The organism is Nostoc sp., assembly GCF_036917755.1.
GTDB lineage: Bacteria > Cyanobacteriota > Cyanobacteriia > Cyanobacteriales > Nostocaceae > Nostoc.
This window is the reverse complement of the sequence record NZ_JBALFC010000157.1, coordinates 172,741-190,716: the sequence shown is the minus strand read 5'-3', so window position 1 is coordinate 190,716 and position 17,976 is coordinate 172,741. Positions and strand designations below refer to the sequence as shown.

Here is a 17,976-nt window from a genome sequence, read left to right as displayed (position 1 = left end):
GCACGATGCCGAAGGCGGGCTACGCCTACGCACAATTCACAATTACAACTTATCCCTTGGTTGGTTGAACATCAGCGTTCTATGGGCTTGGTCAAGGCCATTCCTCAACGACATCGGCGCAATGCCTCAAGGTCGCTTTACATCTGGGCTGAGGCTTTAACTTGACACCAATGGCAAGATGCCCACCCCACAAGATTGGATAATTTATTTCTGGAAAATTCCATAAACGAACCGCTCCAGGTGCACAGATCACAGAGAGAAGAGAGGAAATTGGATGAGTCGGCGGTTATTAGTTACGGGGGGTGCGGGGTTTATTGGGGCGAATTTTGTCCATCACTGGTGTCAGGTTTATCCAAATGACCGAGTGGTGGTGTTGGATGCTCTAACCTATGCGGGGAATCGTCTGAATTTGGCGCTGGTTGAGGGAAAAGAGAATTTTCGGTTTGTGCAGGGGAATATTTGCGATCGCACTATTATAGATCAGTTACTAGCAACCGAAAATATTGATGCGATCGCTCATTTTGCTGCCGAATCTCATGTTGATCGTTCGATTCTTGGGCCTGGGGCTTTTGTGCAAACTAATGTGGTGGGAACTTTCACCCTACTAGAAGCTTTTCGGCAACATTGGGAGGCAAAAGCACAGCCATCTGATTATCGTTTCCTACACGTTTCTACTGATGAAGTCTACGGTAGTTTGAGCGCAGATGATCCAGCTTTTTCTGAAACTACACCCTATGCTCCCAATAGTCCCTATTCAGCCTCAAAAGCTGGCAGTGACCATTTAGTGCGTGCTTATTATCATACTTATAAACTTCCAACCATTATCACAAATTGCTCTAATAATTACGGACCTTATCAGTTTCCCGAAAAGCTAATTCCCTTGATGTGTATCAACACTTTGATAGGTAAGTCATTACCTGTTTATGGCGATGGTAAAAATGTCCGCGATTGGCTTTATGTGGGCGATCATTGTGGTGCTTTAGATGTAGTAATTAATCATGGTCAACCAGGAGAAACATACAATATTGGTGGCAATAATGAGGTAGAAAATATCAACCTCGTGCAACTTTTGTGTCAGATGATGGATGAACTAGCACCTGATTTACCAGTACGTCCAGCAAACCAGTTGATTACTTTTGTCAAGGATAGACAAGGACATGATCAAAGATATGCAATTAATGCAAACAAAATTAAAACTCAGCTTGGTTGGATGCCTTCAGTAACAATTACTCAGGGTTTACGTTTAACTGTTGAATGGTATCTCAATCATCGTGATTGGTGGGAACCTCTGCTGTCTGCGGAATATCAAGCTTACTATCGCAAAAATTATCTGTAGAATGACCTAAAATTGGGCTAACTTTAACGAGTAACGATCTCAAATTTTTGTGGGGAACTAATTTGTCATAATGTAAACGACCAATAATTATACCTGGATGTCTATTTTGATTTTGAGCAAATTCTTCAATTGCTTTACGAGAAAAGGCTTTTTTACTGCTGATAATAAATTCATTTAATGTCTGAAAATTTATTAACCATTCAGCAGCTTTTTCATTAGCTGCTCTTTCCTCATCATTCTCTTCTAACGCATCCAAGTTGTCTAAATAAGCACCTTGATGTCCTAAAACAATATGCGCTAACTCATGCATAAGGGTGAACCAGAATGAATCTATTCGGTCATATCTCAATGTCAACGCGATAACGGGATTGCTGTATAAATAAAAGGCTGCACCATCCAAGTAGGTTTTGCTTAAATGCGGCACAATTAGAAAATGTACACCTAAATCTGCTAGCAATTTAGGAATCCGCACGATACTTTCTACTTGTTTAGCACAAGCAATAATTTCAGGTATAGCAGACTCTAGTTTTTTGCGTTCAAAACTAGCAACGGTTTGTTGTTTAGCTAGGTTCTCAACTCGTTTTACCCAAGCTATGCGAGAAGTTTCCTCTGGCTCTCGATGCTCGGAACAACGGAAATTAACGTCCAGATGGAGTGTTTCATCTAAGGAAGATACGCCGAAAAAATTACAGACTTGCTGTTCTAAGTCATTAGTCGAATCTGTTGCTTGAATCCACTTATTTTTGATTAGTTCAGAGATGGGGGCAATTGTATATAATCGGCTTTTACGAGCTATATCTTGCTCCTTTTTTTCTTTTCCTAGTAGATGAAGTCGATACTTTGCTTCAAGGTTTATCCAGAACTCTGGAGAGGTACCCAAGGATTGGGAAAGTTCGATAGCTGTTTCAGGTGTAATTTGCTTGCTTCCCCGAATAATTTCATTGATGGTTTGAACTGGACACCCCATAATTTCTGCTAAATCTTTCTGTGTCCAGCCACGGGCTTCTAATTCTCGACTTAAAATTTTTCCTGGTGTTGGTACTCTTGCTGGTGCTAGCTTCTGGCTCATATTTCTCTCTCCCCTGCTCCCTGTACACGCGCAACGACGTGCAAGGATGCTAACAACGCGCCGGAATCGTTATCTTCTGCATATTCCTGAAATATCTCGGTCAAATAATCGTTAATTTCTTCCGGGTGCTTGCGGAAGTACTCTTCTTCAAATTCATCAAGTGTTCTAAATTTTCTCACGGCTTAGGTACTCCTTTTTCAAAAAATTATCTGGCTCCCACAGTTTCTCTAGATAATGACTATCCTTAATAGTAAGGGAATCAGATCAGCGTAAATTGCCAGCAGGTGTAAGATGCTGCAACCAGAACAGATATTACAAGACCGTTATCAGATTCAACGGCAACTCGGCAACAATGGAATTCGTCAAACTTGGCAAGCATTGGATTTACAAGCCTCTGATGACGAAAATTCGACCGTTGTGGTCAAACTTTTGGCCTTTGGCGGTACTGTGCAGTGGGATGATTTAAAACTTTTTGAAAGGGAAGCACAAATTCTTAAACAGTTGAATCATCCCCGCATCCCCCGATATATAGATTATTTTTGTATTGACGATCGCACACTCTGGTTTGGCTTAATACAAGAATATATCCCTGGTGAGTCGCTCAAGGAAAAACTTGCTGTTGGCAAGAGGTTTACTGAAAAGCGAGCGAGAAAAATTGCTGTTGAGGTTTTAAATATTCTCACGTATCTACATGAGTTGAATCCAGGGGTGTTACATAGAGATATTAAACCGAGTAATTTAATCTGGGGCGAAGATAATCGGATTTATTTAGTTGATTTTGGTGCAGTTCAGGATAAAGCGGCAAGAGAGGGCGTTACTTTTACCGTTGTAGGTACTTATGGCTATGCGCCAATGGAACAATTTGGTGGTCGCGCGGTTGCGGCTTCAGACCTCTATGCACTGGGAGCAACTTTGATTCATTTGCTCACTGGAACTTCCCCATCTGATTTACCCCAGCAGGATTTGCGACTGCAATTTACAGACCGAGTTAATCTCAGTCCCAGTTTTGTCAGTTGGCTACAAAAGTTAATAGAACCCGCTCCAGAAAACCGATTTACTAGTGCCAGCCAAGCGCTAAATGCTCTCAAATCTGGTCTGAGTGTCAAATCTGTAAACGAGAATCAACTAAGAGAAATAATCAACAATTCTGGATGCGGGATAAATAATCATAATGAAACAGTCCCAGAGGAAATTCTTGGTTGGAATTGGGGCGCATTTCTAATGCCTTGGTTGTGGATGTGGCCGAATCAAGTGTGGTATGGGATGTTCTGTTTTATACCCAATGTTTGGTGGTTAATGGCGATCGCACTTGGTGCAAAAGGCAATGAATGGGCTTGGAAAAGTAGACGGTGGCGCAGTATTGAGCAATTCAAAGCGCATCAAAGAGGCTGGGCGATCGCTGGTATTCTAATTGGAGCGCCTATTAGTATTATGCTATGGGTGCGAGCGATCGCTTTACTCAAATCTGCACTGTAAGGCACAAATACGTATATTCGGGAGCATGAAAACCACCGACGCGATCGCTTGAATGAAGGGCGATCGCGTTCAGCGTCTCGTAGAGAGGAAAATTTACGAGCGAGGAGAGCCGCAGGCAGGTACGCGATGTCTACGATGGTCACTGAGCTTTGTCGTTGGCGCAGCCTCTCGTAGAGAAGTGCGGGCGTAGCTGCGGCACATTTAGTATATGTTTTCTAGTAAATTAGTAGCCAGTTGTAGCGTTCGCGTAGCGTCTCGTAGAGAAGCGATGACCGAGCGCTGTGGGTTGGTTGCTGAGTTATTCTACAGCGTTGGGTCAACAACTGGCGATTTGTGGTTGTTCTGTTCTGTTGATATCTCATTTAAACGGCAATTCAGAGACTTGTGATGCCAAATTGCCAGAACCTTTGAACATGACGCCGTAACTTCAACTTTTTCTTAGAGAAGGAGTGGAAAGACCTGATGGCACTCTGGTCAAATAGCTCCACCATTTCAAGAGATAACTTTTAGCAAGAGTTCGTTAAGCACGTCAAATAATGGTCGGTTGTTACCCACACCAGTCTGATTGTTATTAGTCAGAATGTAGTGGTGCAATATATTGCACTATTACAAAAGCTAAATACAGAGGTAAACTATGTTTCCTTTTTGGGGTAATCCTTGTTATGGAAGCGAACCCATTTCGCACAAAGCTAGTTTAGAGCGGAAATTAAAATTCTTGATTTGGATGCGAGATGATTTAGAGTCCAAACTGGCTGGCATTAATGCTTCTATTGATACCATTCGGCAGCAAATAGAACGCTCAAACTCAGCTGTTTAGAACTTAGTTCTTGCAGACATTTGTACTGAAGCCGATTGTAACTATGAAAGTGACTGGGCGCTGTAAATGGGCTGCATCATGTAGGTCTTTGTGCAGCGCTCTGTCACAAACTAGGTAGTCTTGAAAAACGAAGCCCAGTCTTTTGTGCTGGCAGATGGTGAAACTAACCCTGAATATTTAACTCAAGACAGAGGTATAGTCAGCAGAGTTGATTAATATCTGGAAGTTAGAGCCGTAATCGTCTGAAAGTGCCAATACTTATAAAAATGAAAAATATTATCTCGATTGTTTGGAATAACTCCTTAAAACCGCAGAAAGAATCTGTTTTACTATTTGACTCAACTGCTGCCGCTAGTGAGATTGCCCTGATGCTGAACGGTCAGTGGGATGGCTGCAATGGTGTGATTATCGCTAAATGTGATCAGGTAGCTGTTAACACTGCTGCCAAACTATTAGAAACTACATGGTGTTATCAAGGTGCATCAAAAGCTGTTTTAGACAGAGTAACAGCTGATGAAATTTTACGCCGTTATGCAATCGGAGAAAGACATTTTATTAATGCTAATTTGAGGTGTGCAGTACTTGCATCAGTGAAACTGAGTGAAATTAACCTAAGTTATGCGAAGTTGAGTTTAATAGACCTAAGTCAAGCCAATCTCAGTAAAGCCGATTTAACAGCGGCAGACCTAAGTCAAGCTAATTTAAGTGGAGCCGACTTGATTTCGGCAAACCTAATGAGGGCAAACCTAAAGGGGGCAGACCTGCAACAAGCTTCACTGAGGGGAGCTAACCTAAGTAGTGCTAACTTAAGTGAAGTTAACCTCACTGGTGCAGATTTAAGAGGCGCCAATCTAGCACTAGCAGACCTAAGAGGGGCAAATTTTCACTTGTGCAATTTGACTGGGGCTAACCTAACAGGTGCCAAGTTAATTGAAAGTGACTTGGCTTTTGCTAGACAATAATCGCGCCTGGAGGCATCGCACTCTGAGAAGTTTTAGATATGTGATTTTAATTACGCAAGTTGCTTAAGCATGAATCGATCATGGCAACATAAATAAATGCTTCAGTTGAAAATGCGATCGCCTGCCGTAACACTAAGCTTAAATATAACGTGAGTTCGGAGAGTCGCATGGTGTTCGCCTAATTAGTCGAATCCAAAAGACCTTTAAGAGGTTTTACTACGGAAAATCTTTCCCTCTCCGAGTCGGAGAGGGACAGACTTGAACTTTAGTTCAAGGCTCTTGGTTCGTCGAACTCACATTAAGTTGACTACCCTACCAACTCCATTTCTAACTACTAACTTGTGATTCAACTACACCCACGGGACAAGATACGTTTGTCCCTCCTAAACCACAATATCCGTTGGGATTTTTAGCCAGGTATTGCTGATGGTAAGCTTCTGCGTAGTAGAATTCAGGCGCATCCAAGATTTCTGTAGTAATCTTGCCATAACCTGCACCATTAAGAGCTTGCTGATAAGCTTCCCGCGATGCTTCTGCTAGCTGCTTTTGAGTTTCGGAATATACATAAATTCCCGAACGGTATTGAGTGCCAGCATCATTACCTTGGCGCATTCCTTGGGTGGGATTATGGCTTTCCCAAAAGACTTTGAGCAGTTCAGAATAACTAATCACTTTGGGATCAAACACAACCAACACCACTTCATTGTGGCCGGTTCGTCCACTACATACCTCTTCATAGGTGGGATTGGGTGTCAACCCAGCAGCATAACCCACTGCGGTAGTGTAAACTCCTTTAAGTTCCCAGAATTTGCGTTCTGCACCCCAAAAACAGCCCAAGCCAAAAATTGCCTTCTCTAATCCATCGGGATAAGGAGGCTTCAGGGGATTCTTGTTGACATAATGAGCCGCCGGTACTGACATAGATTGTGCCCTTCCTGACAAAGCTTCCTCAGCAGTGGGCATATTTTGCTTTTTGCCAAATCCGAATAGTGCCATTGATTTTGACTCTGATATACATCTTTACCTTATTTTCTATTTTAACGCTGTAAAGATTCTGGCGATCGCTTGGGGTTTTCTCAGAATCCTCATTGGACTATGTTGCTCTTTACAGACGCGTCTGAGTGTTTGCCCTTTCACTAGTTAATGCTATTCATCAAGGTAAACTTGGCATCAAAAAATACTCATGGATAAAATACCGAAAATTGACCGTCAAAGGGAGCATCAAGCGAACGAACGTACTTTTCTGGCTTGGCTACGCACTTCTATTGCATTGATTAGCTTTGGAATTGCGATCGCCCGATTTGGTATATTTTTGCGCCAGCTTAATCTATCCATTACTCAACAAGAACCTCATGTAAATCCATTATCTAATTCCGAAAATTTGGGTCTTGCTTTGGTAATTTCTGGAATTTTCACAATTGTGTTAGCTGCGTGGCGATACAATCAAGTTTTCTGGCAAATTGAACAAGGGGACTATAGACCAACTCGGTTAATAGTTTGGATAATGACTGGAGTAGTAATTATTTTGGGAGTTTTTTGTATTCCTTTGATTCTATGGCGTGATAAGATACCTTCTCATTATTCTGTTCCAACTCAACCACAGTCGCTAAAGTTGCAAAGATCAACCCCAAACCTCAATGTTAAAAATGGGACAATTACTACTCTATACAAACAAATATTTTTGTTTTTTAAATAGCTCATTAATAAGTCTTATAGGAATCAGATTTGATTTTTGAAAAAGACTAAGCGAGAATACGCTATTTTTAGTCTCACAAATGCCAGCAGCAAATTCTAGAAAAGATGTTGGTACTTTTCACAAATTGATAAATCATAAGCCTGATTGCTAAAGAATTCTTCAGGAAACAGATATGCTAGTCCGATTAACCATTGTGTTGGTGTATTGGGATTGCTTGCGATCGCTCTTTGCATTTCCACATCTTTGTTAGTTCTGGCTTGTATCGCAAGTTCTCCTAATAAACTACTCTCGGCGAGAGGATTTGCAGTAACTAATCTCGTTAACTCATCATTAATTGCCGCTAATTCTCGTAATCTTTGTGGTGAAGTGTTATGATTGGTTGCTTCTTGCTTAAGCGAATCGAGTGACATTAACTTAACAACCCTCTTTTACTATTTCAGTAATATCATTTTTAATTTACTCGGATATTTTAGTAAGTGCTAGGTTGATTTAGTATCGGATAACAATTTATTTGTCGTGTTATGGAGATTCCCGTTGCTGTGCTACTACAACTAATCTTTTATAGAAAAGTCTAGTTTAGACAACTTTGCATAAGTTTTATATAGCGCTTCTCTGTTGAGTGCAATACAGACCTAACCCCCAGCCCCTTCCCTTGTAGGGAAGGGGAGCAAGATTCAAAGCCTCTCTCCTTTTAGGAGAGAGGTTTGGAGAGAGGTCAAAGTTATTGCATCCAAACAAAAACCGCTATATAACCGAATGCGTTACACAAGCATTCACTAAGGGTAAGAGCGGCCCTAATTGCTCTTGTCCATTCACGGCTAAATCGCTGTGACACAAATAAACTCTCTCGGATACACGAGACAATAAATCTGCCAAAATCCTTCGTAGTCGTTGTTCTTCTGCCAATTTCTCATCTTCTGCTGTCCAAGGTTCGCCTAACCTGTCTCGCAGGAAAAACGGCGCACCGAACAAAGTCGCCGCACCACCTTTCGCCCATAGAGGTGAACCAGCATCCAGCCAAAAATGCCAACGGTGCGATCGCCTACTAGAGCGATATTGAAATATAGTTGCTAATGTGACAGCCTTTCTCACTCCACCAATGGAACGCACAGGGTAAGGATTGGCAGTAATAGTACCACGTCGCAGTAGTTGAATGAATTCAATAATCGTTGTGTGAGGCGTTGTCTCAACTGGGGCAATTTGTCGTAATCTGGTGTCAATTTCCCAGTAGTGTTGGGCGGTTTCTAATAATTCCCGCAGTGCTGCTAGTTGTTCATAGGGAAGATTGCTACCATTCCACAAAAAACGCTGAATTGCTCTGTCTAAGAGAGAAATCGGACTGGGAATTAAACGCAATTCTTGTTGCGATCGCTGCTGTTCTAACCACTGTAATATTTCATTATAAGCTGTGGTCGCTGCATAGCCGATTCTATCCCAGCGCTCAAAGGCTGATACTGGTAACAAGTTGGGGCGATCGGGATGGGGTAAAAAGCAGTAATCTGCAATCAAACCCGCACGTACCGGATCAATATCAGTAGAGACGCGATTAATCGCGTCTGTAGGATTAATCGCGTCTGTAGGATTAATCGCGTCTGTAGAGTTTTCCGGTAGTTGTTGTTTCCGACTCAATACAACCAGCATTTCTGCCACCGCATCCCGATCTACTAAGCGTCCCAAGCCGGGATAAACTAGTGCCAGCATGGTGAGCAATGCGCGAATGATCGGTGAACTAATTAGCGGACGTTGGTCATTAAGCGATTGTACCTGGATATTTTGCTTAACGAGAATTTCTACTAGAGTATAACGAGCGATCGCATCTAAACCTGGTGCAATAATCGCCACTTGTTCCGGCTGCACTTGCTGTGATTGGATGGCATTAGCAATTACTTCTGCTGTTTGTCGCAATAGTTGGGCGCGGGAGGTGGTTTCAATTGAATGCACAATCTCAGGTAAACTCAACAGTACCATCGGTTCTGTGACTAATTCCACCATCTGTTTAGTGAGTTGCTCACTAAGGGACTCAGGAGGCGGCCCGGTTAAGATTTCTACCCGACAACGCTCTGCTAACCCTTCTAGGTAGTTGGGGTCTGCTCCCAATCCCAATCGCACTGCACCATCAAGATTGTAGCTAAACGCCCCGACTGCGCCTTGATCTAATAGCAACTCAAACAAAAGACGCGCTACGCTAGGATAATCATCAACATCATCTGCCAGTACCGCCTGATAGCGTTTAGCTAGGTGCTGCTGATAATTGCGATCGCTTAACAAATGCTGACTATAAAGTTCAGTAATAATCCCATAAGTGAGTAATCCCCTCTCTAAACACCAGTTCCGCCAATCTAGGAGCAAAGATCCCAAAAATTCCGGCTCTAAAGTTGTAGTATTTTCTCCCAGACCCCTGGCCAAAATCTGGGCAATATCTTCGCAAGGTATACCACTGTAAGCTGCTAATTGCAATAAGTCTAGGATGCGACGCACTAAGCGAGATTCATTCACTCCCGCAATACGTAAAATTTCTTCGTCTAATTGGGGACGCCAGAGTTTTGTTGCTAACTCTTGTTCTGTTTCTGGCCGCAATCGTACCGGAAACTGTGCCTTCAGGTTCAACGAGTTAATTAGCAACGGCCAAAATAAAATAACTTCATCCTGGAAAAAACCTAGCGGCGTCTTCGCACGAACCGGATATTTTCCTAATGTAGATGTAACAATTATATCTCCCAATTCTCGACGATTATCATCATTGGCAGCTAAGACTAAAACTCCTGGCTCTGTTTGTTTAAGATATAAAAATTCGGGTATGCGATCGCCCTTGGCGTTGGCGTTCGCGTAGCGTGTCGCAGACAAGCCATCGCTTTTTTTACGTCCCTGGCTTTTAGTATAAAATAATTCAGTATATTGATTTTCAGATTTTACCCAATTACAAAATTGCTCTACCAAGCGAGCCGTCTTACCACTGCGACTAGTGCCAACAATCCAAACCGAATGAGAAACCACAAACTTTCTCCTTGTAGATTTGCTAGTATACCTCGTGCGTTAACTTAGGTTAATAATCACCAAATAATGCTGGATGATTGTCTGCAATGAAAAACTCTGTTTTTAGTCAAAAAATCTATTCTTTCTTACTTGCTGCTTATCGATGGTACTTACAGACTCCTGAACGTTCTTTAGATGAAGCTTACAATGCAGCCTTAAAGATTCAGGAAATAGAAGATAAACATTTCAATGGTAATAAAATAGACATTGACTCAGCCATGTACAGTAACAGCGTGATGGATTATTTTGAGTCAGACCTCAACAAGCTATTAAAAATTGCGAGGATGCGGCTGACAGAGTTGAGAGCAAGCCGTTGGTTTTTAAATGAAGAAAATCAAAAAGCTGCTCAGAAAGCAGGTATAGAGTATTTAAGTCCTTCTTTGGTTTTGGAAAAGCTAAACTTTATCGATCAAGTTATATCCAAATACACAACAAATTCTGATCAAATAACTTCTAAAGCTTTAGTAGTCCAACCTCCAAATCTACCAGTTAACTCTGTGATATCTGAGGACAAGTCGCTGCTCGTCAATACTCCAACGGTGCCACCCAAAATAGCAACTCAAGACTTGGGTAAAAAACCCCAAATCAAGCGTAAAACCGATACAATGGGCATTTTGCCCCGATCTCTTTTAAGTACTATCACTCGTCTGCAAGTTGAATTAGACCCTAATTCTGAACAAGAGGTAATTCAGAGTTTTCGTCAGACTCAAAGAAGAACAATAATATCTATCAGGTTTATTTTACTATTAATTATAGTCCCACTTTTAACGCATCAGATAGCAAAAGCTTTCGTAGTCGGCCCCATTATTGACCGTGTTAGAAGCTCTGAGCAAATGCAGATATTCCTCAATTCCGAAATGGAAGAGGAAGCCCTGCTAGAATTACAAAGATTTGAAGAAAAGCTCAAGTTTGAGAATCTCATTATAAAAGCCCCTGCAATGTCGTCTGAGCAGATTGAAAATGAAATGGGTGATAAGGCTATAGAGCTTGCTAAAGAATTTCGTCACGAAAGCTCTAATGCGATCAAAAATATTTTTGCAGACCTTTTCTCGGTGGGTACTTTTATCTGGCTTTTGTTAGTCAGCAGGTCTTCTATTGCTGTGCTAAAGGATTTTATTGATAATATTGTCTATGGACTTAGTGATAGTGCCAAGGCATTTATCATCATTTTGTTTACTGATATATTTGTAGGATTCCACTCTCCTCATGGCTGGGAAGTACTACTAGAAGGTGTATCACGCCATTGGGGATTACCAGCAAATCGAGATTTTATCTTCTTATTTATTGCTACATTTCCCGTGATTTTAGATACCATTTTCAAATACTGGATATTCCGATTTTTGAATCGGATATCGCCTTCAGCAGTTGCCACTTATCGTAATATGAATGAATAGGGCATTGGGCATGGGGCATGGGGCATTGGGCATGGGGCATTGGGGAGTGGGGAGTGGGGAATAATTTTTGTGTTGTCAAACGATTAAATTATTTTTGATTTTTGAATTTGAGCGAGGTGGGATAATCTCAAAAAATTTTAATTTTGATGAAAAAGACACTTGCTGGGTTAGGAAAGTTTAACAAAGTTATCGTTATCGCTATCAGCTTACCTGTGGTTTTATCGATTTTGCTGGTGCGGATGCAATCTTTGGCGTATCGGGAACTTAGTCCGCCAGAATGTCGTGTACAAAAGTGGGATATACCAGTTTCCTTGACTGCTGAAAATCAAGATGCACTTACACAAAAACAAAAAGTACCATTAATCCAGAGACTACCAGTTACTTGTTGTCAAGGTGATACCTCTTGTTTGGATGAAGTTCTTTATGGACAAATACCAGACAAAAAGGCACTGATAAGTGCGATCGCTCGTAGTCTCCAATATCTGCAAACAGCTAATGCTGTGGCTGCTTATCAAAACTATCCGGTGGCTGGGATTACGCGCGCTCGCGTGTTCAAAAGCTTGAAAAGATTCCGCGAACTTCTATTAAAAACTAATTCTGCAACAGAATTACATCAAGCTATCGAACGGGAATTTGTTCTTTACCAGTCAGTCGGTCAAAACACCAAAGGTTCCGTTTTATTCACCGCCTATTATGAACCACTTTACGCAGCCAGTCGCGTCCCCACAGCAGAATATCGTTATCCTGTTTATCGATTACCTCCTGATTTAAATTCCTGGACTAAGCCTCATCCTACACGCTTGGAATTAGAAGGAGTAGATGGTTTACAAGGCGCAAAAGGGAAATTACGAGGATTAGAGTTGTTTTGGTTTCGCGATCGCCTCGAACCATATCTAGCTCAAATTGAAGGTTCGGCGAGACTTCAGCTTCCCGATGGGACTCAAACAACAATCGGTTATGCTGGTAATAACGCTTATAACTACAAAAGCATTGGGCGAGAATTAGTGAATGATGGCAAATTACCGCTACAAGGTATAACTTTGCCAATTATTCTCGACTATTTCCAAAAGCATCCCCAAGAGTTAAATATTTATATTCCGCGCGATCGCAGCTTTGTTTTTTTTCAAGAAAATCACGGTCAGCCAGCCCAAGGTTATATCAATGTACCACTAACAGCAGAGCGTTCTATTGCTACGGATAAATCTCTCATGCCTCCTGGTGCTTTAGCGTTGATTCACACTTCTATTCCCTTTGTTAATCCTACCGGAAAAATGGAGGAGCGCATCGTTAGTCGCTATGTTCTTGACCAAGATACCGGAGGTGCAATTAAAGGTGCAGGTAGGGTAGATTATTTTTTAGGTACTGGTAAAATAGCAGGCGATCGCGCTGGTGTCACAGTCAGCAATGGACAATTATTTTATCTATTACTCAAGTCCCAGAATTAAACAAAATGCAAAACTTCATCCTGTATCTAGCTTCCCTCTCCAATACATCGGAGAGGGATTGAGGGTGAGGTAAGCCAGGGACTTGAAGAAGAATGCAGAATTCAGAATTCAGAATCAACTACACATTCCAAATCAATGAAACGCTTAGGGTAAGTAATTATGAATTACGAATTACGAATTACGCTACTAGGCTTCTGTATCCATGTCAGCATCGTCATCGTCATGATCGTAAGGGATATCGTCAAGGTCGATCATTTCTGAAATTTCTTCTACTTCATTTAGATACTCAGATTCTTGATGTTCACGCTCGATTAGACGACCAGTTGACTTTAGCCATTCCAAGAGAATAAACTCATTACTTGTACGAATTACAGGCGCTCGCTGGTTACGAGGTTCTTCACGCAAAGGACTTATAGGCATAAAAAAAACTCACTTTGAATTACAGGTTAACGTACAAAAACATCAAAATTGGACATTCAGGTTAAAAGCCTTGTATAACAAGCCTTTTCTCAACAGATGAAATATGAACCATTGAGTTTTTTATTCTCTTGTCCGTCTACTTACCATTAAAATGCGTGTGCGTCAGTCCTAATAATAAATCTTCAAGCGGACGCAATCTCACAAGGCATTTGGTAGCTTGGCGAGAGTTTCATACATATTAGAGGGTAATGCAGACAGTCTGTTCGCTACAGCGACTGCATCAGCTAAGTTGCTAAATTGACACCGGACAATTTCTTGTCCATTTCCTGAAGGGAAACGCTTCCTAGCTTTATTAGACACAGCACAAATTATCGCTAACGCTTTGGCGAACCCATCTTTTGTCAATATTGTTTCTTGAGCGAACCCTTCAACAGGAATAAGGCAAACCTCAAACCGATAGCCCGGTCTGGGAGAAACAGCTATGTCAATATATGGTTTATCTTCTTTTCTGATTCGGCGTAAATATTTGGCTGTCGAATTAGTATCATGCAAATCAGTCCCAAGGGCATAAGTAAAGAAACAATCTTCTGTGAGCGATTCAGGACGGGTAATTATATCCGTTGGCATAAGTTCAAGTACTATCCGTATATTGTCTGGCTTTGTGACACACTTTACTGTCCATTCTTATTGGCACATTTTTTGACAGTGAGATGTATCCGTTTCACGCGAGGTATGGCAATACAGTTCTGCTCACTAAAAATTTCAAGTTTTGGAATGATCAAGAGTCTCATCTCTAAAGGTCTTAGCTCTATCAACTTTGAGACTTAATCTATACTCTCAGAAGACCTGTTCTAGGTAATTATCTTCAACCTCATTAGGTAAATTAGCAATATAAACTGACATAAAATACCTCCAGAATCAAAGAGTGTAGAGATTTAGATTCGGAGAGGCGTCTATATAGTCAGTTACATGACCGAAAATATTTCTCAACTACCTAACTATAACATAGTTGACGGTTGAACTTTTTTCAACTATTCCGACCGATAGATATTCCGTCACCAAGAACACTAGGGTTGTACTCAATTGTGAGTTTTAGATAACTAAATCTTATAGTTGTTAAGGAGTTCTAATTTTTACCGAGCGTGATGATAGAGAGAGGATAAATACTGATTGCGATCGCATGATATCATCAAGTAGAGTGCGGCGCTGTTTAGCATTTGCTCAAACCTTTATTTTTAGCTTATAGGCACTGCCCATCCTCCGGTTCTTGAGAATCGGGCAAAATCTCAATTATTAGCTTAAGAACAAGCCCCATATTTCAACAGAACATATTCATTTTAACTGAGAAAAAACAAGAAAACTACATACATTGGGCTGGTTCTAAACTAACTTTTACATTAAGTTGACATCCGCCCCTACAGCGTGTTGCATACGAACGAAAATCGCTATAAATAAAACTCCAGGATTGTAAATATAATCCTGAGGCAGAATTTTCATATCCTTCTCAACATCTTTTACCAAACTGTGAAATAGGACGTTGCTGATTAAGAGTATGAGTTTTGTTTCGCGCAAAAAATTGCAAAAACAAAAGCTCCAAGCATTTAACTTTGAAATTTCATACTTAAACTCAGCAACGTCGCTGATAGCTGTTAAAGTCTGCAAACAGAATTAACAGCGATTCTCCCACAGGCTACTAGGTCAATTTATAAACCGACGTTGCAACCAGAAGCACCGAAAGGAGTATTTAGGCAAGTCTTAAAACAGACCTTTAGCCGCAGTTTTAATGCTAGCGGGAAGAGGAGCATATCCGAGAGATTTAGCTAAAGCATCCCCACCTGGCCCAAAAGTAGAGTTGAGGAAAGTATTAAAACCTGTAGCACCTGAGTAAAACACCAAATAACTTGCTGTGGAAATAGGATAAGCATTTGGACGGGCTGGATCGCTCAAATTATCAATTCTAATCAGCTTGCTAGCGGTATTAGTACTGTATTTTACGACAGTCCCACCATTAAGAGCGTCTGTAATTGAAGCTGTTGAGGGAGCGATGTAATTACCGGCCTTGTTAGCTAAGACTGCGGCAGGTAGATTTTTAGTTAAACGGGTGGCATTATCCAGATAACCAATTGCACCTTTAGTAGTTGCGACCGCAGTGGCTACACCACCACCAGCAGTAGCACCAATGAAACTGCTTGGCCAAGCAACAGTTGTACCTGCTCCTAGCTTCCAAGCACTAGATATTGCCTTCAGATGAGTGGTTAAAACAAAAGTAGAACCACTTGAATCACTACGATGTACAACTTTGATAGGTACATTGAGTGCTATTTGGCGACCGTTGTCAGCACTAATGCTCTTATCGTTCCAATTGGTAATGGTACCGTTGAAAATACCAGAGTAACTAGCTCGTGAAAGCTTAATTCCACCGGCTGGTACACTCAGACCAGTAGCGTTATAAACTAGTGTGACTCCGACACCGATCACAGGCACTTGGATGTAACTACGATTAGTACGTTTTTCGGTTGCGGCTACGGGGTCGTCACTAGCTGCAAAATTGACTGGGAAAGTGATTTTGGGAGTAGTACCTGCTGGTTGGGTTTGAGTGAATAAAGCTGTTAACCCTGCGCCACTACCAACTGGAGCATATGTGAAGCTGAAGCCAGGAGCGACTGTTTTTAGACCTGTAAATAAAGCGTTTACGGTGGTTGCACCTGCACCATTACCTAAAGAGGTCTCAGCTAGAGATTTCTGAGTAGCAGATTGACCTGCTACTAAACCAATTGTCAGGGCAAATACAGAAACTGAAGTTGCCAAATAGGTCAATTTACGATTAGAACAAAAAGCCATGTCAAGCTCCTTCAAATTAATTTCGGGTTCAACACCATATCAAATCCAAATCAAGTGTCAAACTGGCGATTACAAATAACCTTATACAAGCACAAAAAATTGGCATTAAAAAGGTTATTAATAAATCAATAGTTTGCACAAAACACTGAAGAATGTAGAGCAACTTAAAGGCAAAGTTTTAAAGATATAGAGTGCATTAAGCTATTCCTAATCCACCCCATTACTTACATGAGTATTTCCTAGCTAAAAACTCTACATTTCCAAAGTAAGTTTGTATAAATAAACATTCATTGGCTTCAGGATAAGAGAGTGGCTAATCGGTACTATGAATCATGTCTCAATTTCCATTTTCAGTCTCTTATTCCGTTTTAAAAAGCCATGTTTAATTTTACCCACTTCATTATTTGGGATGGCAATTTTATCTGAATTATGAAAATCACTTTCTTTAATGTAGACGGGCAGCAGTTTGCCACAAGCTACCGCTAAGGTGCGAAGTAAAGAAAGTCAGAATTTCATAAATATTTTACGACTGCTATCTATAGCTAATAGCTGTTAAAATTTGCCAACGAAATCAACAGTATAATGTTAAGGTAAAGCTCAAGTCATGATTACATTATGGAATGATTAAAAAAATTAAATATATTTCGGGAGTTTAGAGGCGTTTGAAAAGTGGTTTTTGTAGCGATTTTTTATTAATCCGCCAGAGTAAAATCTAAAAATTTCGCTTACATATGGTTTTGCCTATTAAGCTTTTTTTAGAGGTTTTAATAAGTATTTAAGAGAGGTTACGCAGTTTACAAATTAGCCAGTGTATGTATCAACGAAAATACGTTGTTTTAGCATTTTATTAGTTGCGTAGGTGCAACCGAACCAAGGCATCACACAAAAAAATAGCTGAAAAATCGAGAGCATCTCAGTGAAAGCAAATATATCAGATGAGAAACAAGATTCTTGCTCCCTCTCCTTGGTAAGGAGAGGGTTGGGGTGAGGTTTTACAAGGCTTTTTACACTCATTGAGATGCAAGAGAAAAATCTAGCTATAATACCAGAAACCTATACTCCGTAATTAGTGTTTTCTGTCAACGGGTAATTTATGGTATATTTTTTGACAACTAAACAATTTGTAAACATTCAGAATATTTAGACAAAAGGATAAAGCGTGGTATATTTCGTGCTATCGACCATAGACTGATTAACGCCTATGTGAATAGTAGTGCTAACATAATCTCCAAAAGTATTCCCAAACTCCTTTGCAGATGGGATAGTGTTGCCACTGCGTTGCAACTTATCCAAGTTTGTAGTAAATTATGTAGTAATTTGTAGTGCGCTAGGTAAGGATAAAACTTTACAAAAGGGTTAGTTGGAGGAATAAAATGTTTTCTCTAGAACTTGTAACTATGCTCCCAAGTATTGTCTGGCGTTTTTACCGGATTCTCCAACCTCTAATTGAGGCAAAAGCGCCGGGATAGAAAAAGTTTAGGAGGACT

At 40.8% G+C, this 17,976-nt stretch carries 15 protein-coding genes and 1 pseudogene; 8 read left to right on the top strand and 8 right to left on the bottom strand.

The genetic code is table 11. The annotated features are described in order from the left end of the window. Positions 1–274: 274 nt before the first annotated feature. Positions 275–1,336, top strand: a complete 1,062-nt coding sequence (rfbB, locus tag V7L05_RS34040) for a dTDP-glucose 4,6-dehydratase (protein WP_335170669.1) — start codon at positions 275–277, stop codon at positions 1,334–1,336. Here rfbB and V7L05_RS34035 read toward each other — a convergent pair. Together V7L05_RS34035 and V7L05_RS34030 are read right to left on the bottom strand one after the other, a co-directional pair. After that, positions 1,263–2,405 (bottom strand): HigA family addiction module antitoxin, encoded by a 1,143-nt coding sequence (locus V7L05_RS34035; RefSeq protein WP_335170668.1) that lies wholly within the window; start codon positions 2,403–2,405, stop codon positions 1,263–1,265. The genes rfbB and V7L05_RS34035 overlap by 74 nt on opposite strands. Continuing rightward, positions 2,402–2,584, bottom strand: a complete 183-nt coding sequence (locus V7L05_RS34030) for a hypothetical protein (RefSeq protein ID WP_335170667.1) — start codon at positions 2,582–2,584, stop codon at positions 2,402–2,404. Before V7L05_RS34030 ends, V7L05_RS34035 begins: the two co-directional genes overlap by 4 nt. A gap of 112 nt (positions 2,585–2,696) precedes the next feature. On the opposite strand from V7L05_RS34030, the gene V7L05_RS34025 reads away from it, so the two are divergent. The 4 genes from V7L05_RS34025 (at position 2,697) to V7L05_RS34010 (ending at position 5,660) form a co-directional block, all read left to right on the top strand. Next, on the top strand, positions 2,697–3,881 hold the full coding sequence (locus V7L05_RS34025) for a serine/threonine protein kinase (protein WP_335170666.1): 1,185 nt from the start codon (positions 2,697–2,699) through the stop codon (positions 3,879–3,881). A 208-nt stretch (positions 3,882–4,089) separates the two neighbouring features. Continuing rightward, positions 4,090–4,269 carry a hypothetical protein gene (locus V7L05_RS34020; protein ID WP_335170665.1) on the top strand — a complete coding sequence of 60 codons (180 nt, stop codon included), beginning with the start codon at positions 4,090–4,092 and terminating at the stop codon, positions 4,267–4,269. A gap of 246 nt (positions 4,270–4,515) precedes the next feature. Next, entirely contained in the window at positions 4,516–4,698 is a 183-nt protein-coding gene (locus V7L05_RS34015) for a hypothetical protein (RefSeq protein WP_335170664.1), read from the top strand. A gap of 266 nt (positions 4,699–4,964) precedes the next feature. Continuing rightward, positions 4,965–5,660, top strand: a complete 696-nt coding sequence (locus V7L05_RS34010; protein ID WP_335170663.1) for a pentapeptide repeat-containing protein — start codon at positions 4,965–4,967, stop codon at positions 5,658–5,660. A 327-nt stretch (positions 5,661–5,987) separates the two neighbouring features. Here V7L05_RS34010 and msrA read toward each other — a convergent pair whose 3' ends face one another. Then, positions 5,988–6,656 carry a peptide-methionine (S)-S-oxide reductase MsrA gene (gene msrA / locus V7L05_RS34005; RefSeq protein ID WP_335170662.1) on the bottom strand — a complete coding sequence of 223 codons (669 nt, stop codon included), beginning with the start codon at positions 6,654–6,656 and terminating at the stop codon, positions 5,988–5,990. Between the two features lie 187 nt (positions 6,657–6,843). Here msrA and V7L05_RS34000 point away from each other — a divergent pair. Continuing rightward, positions 6,844–7,278: pseudogene (locus tag V7L05_RS34000) on the top strand (YidH family protein); the annotation flags it as partial. Between the two features lie 173 nt (positions 7,279–7,451). Here V7L05_RS34000 and V7L05_RS33995 read toward each other — a convergent pair. Both V7L05_RS33995 and V7L05_RS33990 read right to left on the bottom strand, forming a co-directional pair. After that, positions 7,452–7,766, bottom strand: coding sequence for a hypothetical protein (locus V7L05_RS33995; RefSeq protein ID WP_335170661.1), 315 nt, complete (start codon positions 7,764–7,766; stop codon positions 7,452–7,454). 334 nt (positions 7,767–8,100) lie between these two features. Then, positions 8,101–10,350: a recombinase family protein gene (locus V7L05_RS33990; protein ID WP_335170660.1), complete on the bottom strand. Its 2,250-nt coding sequence runs from the start codon at positions 10,348–10,350 to the stop codon at positions 8,101–8,103. 77 nt (positions 10,351–10,427) lie between these two features. Between V7L05_RS33990 and V7L05_RS33985 the strand changes: the two genes are divergently transcribed. After that, entirely contained in the window at positions 10,428–11,783 is a 1,356-nt protein-coding gene (locus tag V7L05_RS33985) for a proton extrusion protein PcxA (protein ID WP_335170659.1), read from the top strand. A gap of 146 nt (positions 11,784–11,929) precedes the next feature. Next, positions 11,930–13,228 (top strand): murein transglycosylase A, encoded by a 1,299-nt coding sequence (mltA, locus tag V7L05_RS33980; RefSeq protein WP_335170658.1) that lies wholly within the window; start codon positions 11,930–11,932, stop codon positions 13,226–13,228. A 186-nt stretch (positions 13,229–13,414) separates the two neighbouring features. On the opposite strand, the gene V7L05_RS33975 is transcribed toward mltA, so the two are convergent. From V7L05_RS33975 to V7L05_RS33965, 3 genes are all read right to left on the bottom strand, one after another. After that, the gene (locus tag V7L05_RS33975; protein ID WP_334952288.1) at positions 13,415–13,648 is read right to left on the bottom strand and encodes a DUF3134 domain-containing protein; all 234 of its coding nucleotides are present in this window, start codon (positions 13,646–13,648) and stop codon (positions 13,415–13,417) included. Between the two features lie 198 nt (positions 13,649–13,846). Next, the gene (locus V7L05_RS33970; protein WP_334952290.1) at positions 13,847–14,275 is read right to left on the bottom strand and encodes a hypothetical protein; all 429 of its coding nucleotides are present in this window, start codon (positions 14,273–14,275) and stop codon (positions 13,847–13,849) included. A gap of 1,128 nt (positions 14,276–15,403) precedes the next feature. After that, positions 15,404–16,489 (bottom strand): substrate-binding domain-containing protein, encoded by a 1,086-nt coding sequence (locus V7L05_RS33965; protein WP_335170657.1) that lies wholly within the window; start codon positions 16,487–16,489, stop codon positions 15,404–15,406. Positions 16,490–17,976 lie beyond the last annotated feature (1,487 nt).

Coding starts and splice junctions, on each gene's coding strand:
- V7L05_RS34015 (WP_335170664.1), top strand. CDS start 4,516: ATGTTTCCTTTTTGGGGTAATCCTTGTTATGGAAGCGAACCCATTTCG.
- V7L05_RS34025 (WP_335170666.1), top strand. CDS start 2,697: ATGCTGCAACCAGAACAGATATTACAAGACCGTTATCAGATTCAACGG.
- V7L05_RS34020 (WP_335170665.1), top strand. CDS start 4,090: ATGTTTTCTAGTAAATTAGTAGCCAGTTGTAGCGTTCGCGTAGCGTCT.
- V7L05_RS33970 (WP_334952290.1), bottom strand. CDS start 14,275: ATGCCAACGGATATAATTACCCGTCCTGAATCGCTCACAGAAGATTGT.
- mltA (WP_335170658.1), top strand. CDS start 11,930: ATGAAAAAGACACTTGCTGGGTTAGGAAAGTTTAACAAAGTTATCGTT.
- V7L05_RS33965 (WP_335170657.1), bottom strand. CDS start 16,489: ATGGCTTTTTGTTCTAATCGTAAATTGACCTATTTGGCAACTTCAGTT.
- msrA (WP_335170662.1), bottom strand. CDS start 6,656: ATGGCACTATTCGGATTTGGCAAAAAGCAAAATATGCCCACTGCTGAG.
- V7L05_RS34010 (WP_335170663.1), top strand. CDS start 4,965: ATGAAAAATATTATCTCGATTGTTTGGAATAACTCCTTAAAACCGCAG.
- V7L05_RS33975 (WP_334952288.1), bottom strand. CDS start 13,648: ATGCCTATAAGTCCTTTGCGTGAAGAACCTCGTAACCAGCGAGCGCCT.
- V7L05_RS33995 (WP_335170661.1), bottom strand. CDS start 7,766: ATGTCACTCGATTCGCTTAAGCAAGAAGCAACCAATCATAACACTTCA.
- V7L05_RS34035 (WP_335170668.1), bottom strand. CDS start 2,405: ATGAGCCAGAAGCTAGCACCAGCAAGAGTACCAACACCAGGAAAAATT.
- rfbB (WP_335170669.1), top strand. CDS start 275: ATGAGTCGGCGGTTATTAGTTACGGGGGGTGCGGGGTTTATTGGGGCG.